The following is a 4,624-nucleotide window of genomic DNA, read 5'->3' as shown; positions in this document are numbered from 1 at the left end:
CAGCCGGCGGTGCCGGGCAGGCTCGGGCCCTGTTGCTGGGTGTTGCCATTGGAGTTGGACTGGCTCCCGCCGTTGGGGCCGAACTGGCCCGTGCCGCCATTGGGGTGACCTTGAGTCATTCCTCCCGGCGGGAAACCGTGGCCGTGCCCGCGCCCACCCTGGTCGCCGTCGCCATCGATGTCACCGGGTAACTGGCCCTGGCCCGGACCGAACTGGCCCTGCTGGGTGCTCGTGCCGCCGTCATGGTGCGTGAGCGCCACGGCCGCGGCACCACCGGCAGCGCCGACAGTGGCGATGCCGAGCGCGGCGGCTCCCACGAGCAGGCCCTTCTTGACGGACCACCGCGCGCGCGCCGGCGCGGCAGGAAGGGCCGCAGCGGCTGCCGCGGGCTGAACCGGCACTGGAGGAATGACCGGCGCGGGCTGAACCGGCACTGGAGGTATGACCGGCGCGGCCTGACTGACGCTCGCCTCCTCCGCGGTCGGCTCACCGGACAGGGAGCCGACGACCTCGGGCTGTTGGGCCGTCAGCTCGGCGGGGATCGCCTCCGTGGCATCGGAGACCTGGGCCCACTGGGGGGTCTGGAGTTGGTCGGGCGTGGCCTGGGTCTCGGGCTGGTTCTGGTCGGACATCTGCGGCGCTCCTTGGGCGTCGTCGTGGTTGGTCATGGCATCACCGTCGAGCCCATCCCTGTGCACCACCTGTGGCTGCGCCCAGCCCTGCCTACGAGCGCGGGACGAGCCCGCGGCATACGCTCACAGGAAGCACACAGGTGACGCCAAGGTGGCAGACGGCGGCGAGGAGTTGAGTGGTCCGCATGAACAGCACGAACGCCGCCCCCCAGCTCCAGCGCATCGACGGCAGCCCCGTCCGCGTCCTCGTCGTCGACGACGAGGCCAACCTCACCGAGTTGCTCTCGATGGCGCTGCGCTATGAGGGCTGGGAGGTGCAGACCGCCGGCACCGGACTCAAGGCCGTGCGCGCGGCCAAGGAGTTCCAGCCCGATGCGGTCGTGCTCGACATGATGCTGCCCGACTTCGACGGGCTCGAGGTGCTGCGCCGGATGCGCGCCGACTCCCCCGCCGTGCCCGTCCTCTTCCTCACGGCCAAGGACGCGGTCGAGGACCGCGTGGCCGGTCTGACGGCGGGCGGCGACGACTACGTCACCAAGCCGTTCAGCCTCGAGGAGGTCGTCGCCCGGCTGCGCGCCCTCATGCGCCGGACCGCCGTCGTCGCCGACGAGGCCTCCTCGCTGCTCGTCGTGGGCGATCTGACGATGGACGAGGACAGCCACGAGGTGACCCGCGGTGGTGACCAGATCAACCTCACCGCAACGGAGTTCGAGCTGCTGCGCTATCTCATGCGCAACCCCAAGCGGGTCCTGTCCAAGGCCCAGATCCTCGACCGCGTCTGGAACTACGACTTCGGCGGCCAGGCCAACGTCGTCGAGCTCTACATCTCCTACCTGCGCAAGAAGATCGACGCCGGGCGTGAGCCGATGATCCACACCATGCGTGGCGTCGGCTACGTCCTCAAGCCCGCCGACTGATGCCTGCCACCCTGCTGCGACCGGCCACCTGGACACTGCGGTCGCAGGTCCTCGCGTCGGTGCTCGCGCTCTTCGTCATCGTGATGGTCACGACCGGCGCCCTGACCATCGGCTTCACCAAGCACCATCTCGATGATCAGTTGCGTGACGAACTCAATGGGGCCGCCGGCACCACCAACTCGGGCCCGTCGCGCCCCGGTGATCTGGGCCTGACCCCTGACGGCGACGGCCGGCCTCGAGGAGGGCCCCAGCAGCGCAACTCCTCGGCCGTCCTTCGCCTCGTCGTGGTCGGGGGCACCAGCATCGGTGTCGACAACAATGGGGACCCGATCGCCTACATCACCGCCTTCGGCACCTCGCGTGAGGCCCTCAGTGACGACCAGGTCGCCACCTTGGTCAAGGTGACCAAGAGCCTGACGGCCAACGATCAGGAGCGGGTCGATCTCGGGGACGGCACCGGCTCGTACCTGGTGGCGGTGAGCACCAGCGGCACGACCAGGACGATCGTCGGTGTCCCCACTGGCGCCGTCGACCGCACCCTGGCCACGCTGATCCAGCTCGTCGCCGGCGGCACGCTCCTGGGCCTGGTCATCGTCGGCGTCGGTGGCAACTGGGTCATTCGCCGCAACCTGGCACCCTTGGTCCGGGTCGCCGACACCGCCCGCAAGGTCAGCGCGCTCAAACTCGACACCGGTGAGGTGGCGCTGCCTGCGCGGGTCGCCGACCGCGACACCGATCCCCACACCGAGGTCGGTCAGGTCGGCCTGGCCCTCAACCGAATGCTCGACAATGTCGAGGGTGCTCTCCAGACCCGACACGAGAGCGAGATGCGGGTGCGTCAGTTCGTGGCGGACGCGTCGCACGAATTGCGTACGCCGCTCGCCAGCATCCGTGGGTATGCCGAGTTGTCGCGTCGCGAGACCGACCCCGTCCCCGCGAACGTCAGCCATGCCATCGGCCGCGTCGAGTCCGAGGCGTTGCGCATGCAGGGCCTCGTTGAGGACCTCCTGCTCCTGGCGCGACTGGACTCGGGCCGACCCCTCGAACGCGAGCCGGTCGATGTCACCCTGCTCGCCATGGACGTCGTGTCCGACGCCCACGCCGCGGCCCCCGACCACCGTTGGGAACTCGACCTCCCGGACGAGCCCGTCGAGGCACCCGGCGATCGAGCTCGTCTGCATCAGGTCCTGGCCAACCTGCTCGCCAACGCCCGCACTCACACCCCGGCCGGCACGACCGTGGTCACGCGCATCCGGCGTGAGGGTCAGCACGTGCGCATAGACGTCGCGGACAACGGGCCGGGCATTCCCGCGGACCTGCAACCGCGCGTCTTCGAGCGCTTCACCCGCGGCGACGACTCCCGCAATCGCGCCTCGGGGTCCACCGGGCTCGGGTTGTCCATCGTCGCCGCAGTCGCCGGGGCGCACGCCGGACGGGTGGACCTGGCCAGCGAGCCGGGCCGCACCGTCTTCACCGTCTGGCTCCCCTCGGACGGCCCGCATTCCAGCAACCCCATACCCCAGACACAGTGACAGCACAGGTGACAGGACGACCGTCGATCACGTGATGACGACTGCCGCCTCGCCCTCCGGTCGACTCCGCCGGATCTGGCGCGGACCGGACACCGACCCGGCGTGGGCGCGGCCGGCCCTCTTTGCTCTGCTCCTGACCACCGGCGCCTTCTACGTCATCGGCCTCACGAGCAATGGCTGGGCGAACAGCTTCTACTCCGCCGCGGTCCAAGCCGGCAGTCAATCGTGGAAGGCCTTCTTCTTCGGAAGTTCCGATGCCGGCAACTCGATCACCGTCGACAAGCCGCCGGCCTCCCTCTGGGTGATGGCGCTGTCGGTGCGGATCTTCGGGTTGAGTTCCTTCTCGATCCTCCTCCCCGAGGTCCTCATGGGAGTGGCCACCGTGGGCGTCGTCCACGCGACCGTGAAGCGCTGCAGCACAGCGGCGGCCGGCCTCCTCGCCGGCGCCGTGCTGGCCCTGACCCCGGTCGCGGTGCTCATGTTCCGCTTCAACAATCCCGAAGCCCTCTTGGTCCTGCTCATGACCCTTGGCGCGTGGGCGACGATGCGCTCGATCGAGCAGGGATCACCGAAGTGGATGGCCATCGTCGGCGTCTTCATCGGGCTCGGCTTCCTCACCAAGGCCCTCCAGGTGCTGCTCGTCGTGCCCTTCTTCGGCTTGGGCTACGTGCTCTTCGCCAACACCACCCTTCGACGCCGCATCGTCGGCGCGATCGTCGGCGTCGGCGCGATGCTGCTGAGCGCCGGGTGGTGGGTCGCCATCGTCGAACTCATTCCGGCATCCATGCGCCCCTACATCGGCGGCAGCCAGGACAACTCCTTCCTCTCGGTCACCTTCGGCTACAACGGCCTCGGCCGACTCAGCGGCTCCGAAGTCGGATCGGTCGGTGGCGGTCAGCGTGGCCCGGGATCGGGCACGGAGAGCATTACGCGTCTGTTCACGCAGACCATCGGCGGCCAGATCTCGTGGCTGCTCCCGACCGCGGCGCTCCTGCTCATCGCCGGGCTGGCGTTCCGCGGTCGACGCCCCCGCACCGACCTGCGCCGTGCCGCCTACGTCGTCTGGGGCGGCTGGCTGCTCGTGACCGGTCTGGTCTTCTCCCTGATGGCCGGGATCTTCCACGAGTACTACACCGTCGCCCTCGCTCCAGCCATCGCCGCACTCGTCGGCATGGGAGCCTGCGAGGCCTGGGACCGCCGGACTCATTGGGCGGGGCGGGGCGTCCTGGCGGCCGCCGCGGGGACCGCCGCCGGGATGGGCTTCTGGCTGCTGGGCAGAACCACGGCCTACGGTGGGTGGCTGCGCTGGAGCGTCCTGGTCGTGGGTTTCGCCGCGGCACTCCTCCTGCTCCTGACCGACCGTCTGCCGCGCTTCGCGACCGCGGTGACCGTCGGCGGGGCGGTCGCGGCCGCGTTGGCCGGCCCCACGGCATACGCGGTGACGACGGTGACCACCCCGCACACCGGTTCGATCGTCACGGCGGGGCCCAACACCGGCGGGCCGGGCGGCATGGGCCGCGGTGGCGTCCCCGGCGGCGGTATG

3 protein-coding genes and 1 pseudogene are annotated in these 4,624 nt (G+C 70.0%); 3 read left to right on the top strand and 1 reads right to left on the bottom strand.

Annotation, left to right across the window (positions count from 1 at the left end; translation table 11 throughout):
- A pseudogene (locus tag BN10_RS17415) lies at positions 1-668 on the bottom strand (hypothetical protein); the annotation flags it as partial.
- A gap of 149 nt (positions 669-817) precedes the next feature.
- Between BN10_RS17415 and BN10_RS11505 the strand changes: the two are divergent.
- The 3 genes from BN10_RS11505 to BN10_RS11495 all read left to right on the top strand — a co-directional run.
- Positions 818-1,549 carry a response regulator transcription factor gene (locus BN10_RS11505; protein WP_010851419.1) on the top strand — a complete coding sequence of 244 codons (732 nt, stop codon included), beginning with the start codon at positions 818-820 and terminating at the stop codon, positions 1,547-1,549.
- Entirely contained in the window at positions 1,549-3,081 is a 1,533-nt protein-coding gene (locus tag BN10_RS11500) for a sensor histidine kinase (RefSeq protein WP_010851418.1), read from the top strand. The genes BN10_RS11505 and BN10_RS11500 overlap by 1 nt, the downstream gene beginning before the upstream one ends.
- 34 nt (positions 3,082-3,115) lie before the next feature.
- The coding region (locus tag BN10_RS11495) for an ArnT family glycosyltransferase (protein ID WP_084311044.1) at positions 3,116-4,624 on the top strand (1,509 nt) is incomplete at its 3' end.

The organism is Phycicoccus elongatus Lp2, from assembly GCF_000367525.1.
Classification (GTDB): domain Bacteria; phylum Actinomycetota; class Actinomycetes; order Actinomycetales; family Dermatophilaceae; genus Phycicoccus_A; species Phycicoccus_A elongatus.
The sequence above is the reverse complement of the archived record's forward strand: the minus strand, read 5'-3'. Positions and strand labels throughout refer to the sequence as shown.

Coding starts and splice junctions, on each gene's coding strand:
- BN10_RS11500 (WP_010851418.1), top strand. CDS start 1,549: ATGCCTGCCACCCTGCTGCGACCGGCCACCTGGACACTGCGGTCGCAG.
- BN10_RS11505 (WP_010851419.1), top strand. CDS start 818: ATGAACAGCACGAACGCCGCCCCCCAGCTCCAGCGCATCGACGGCAGC.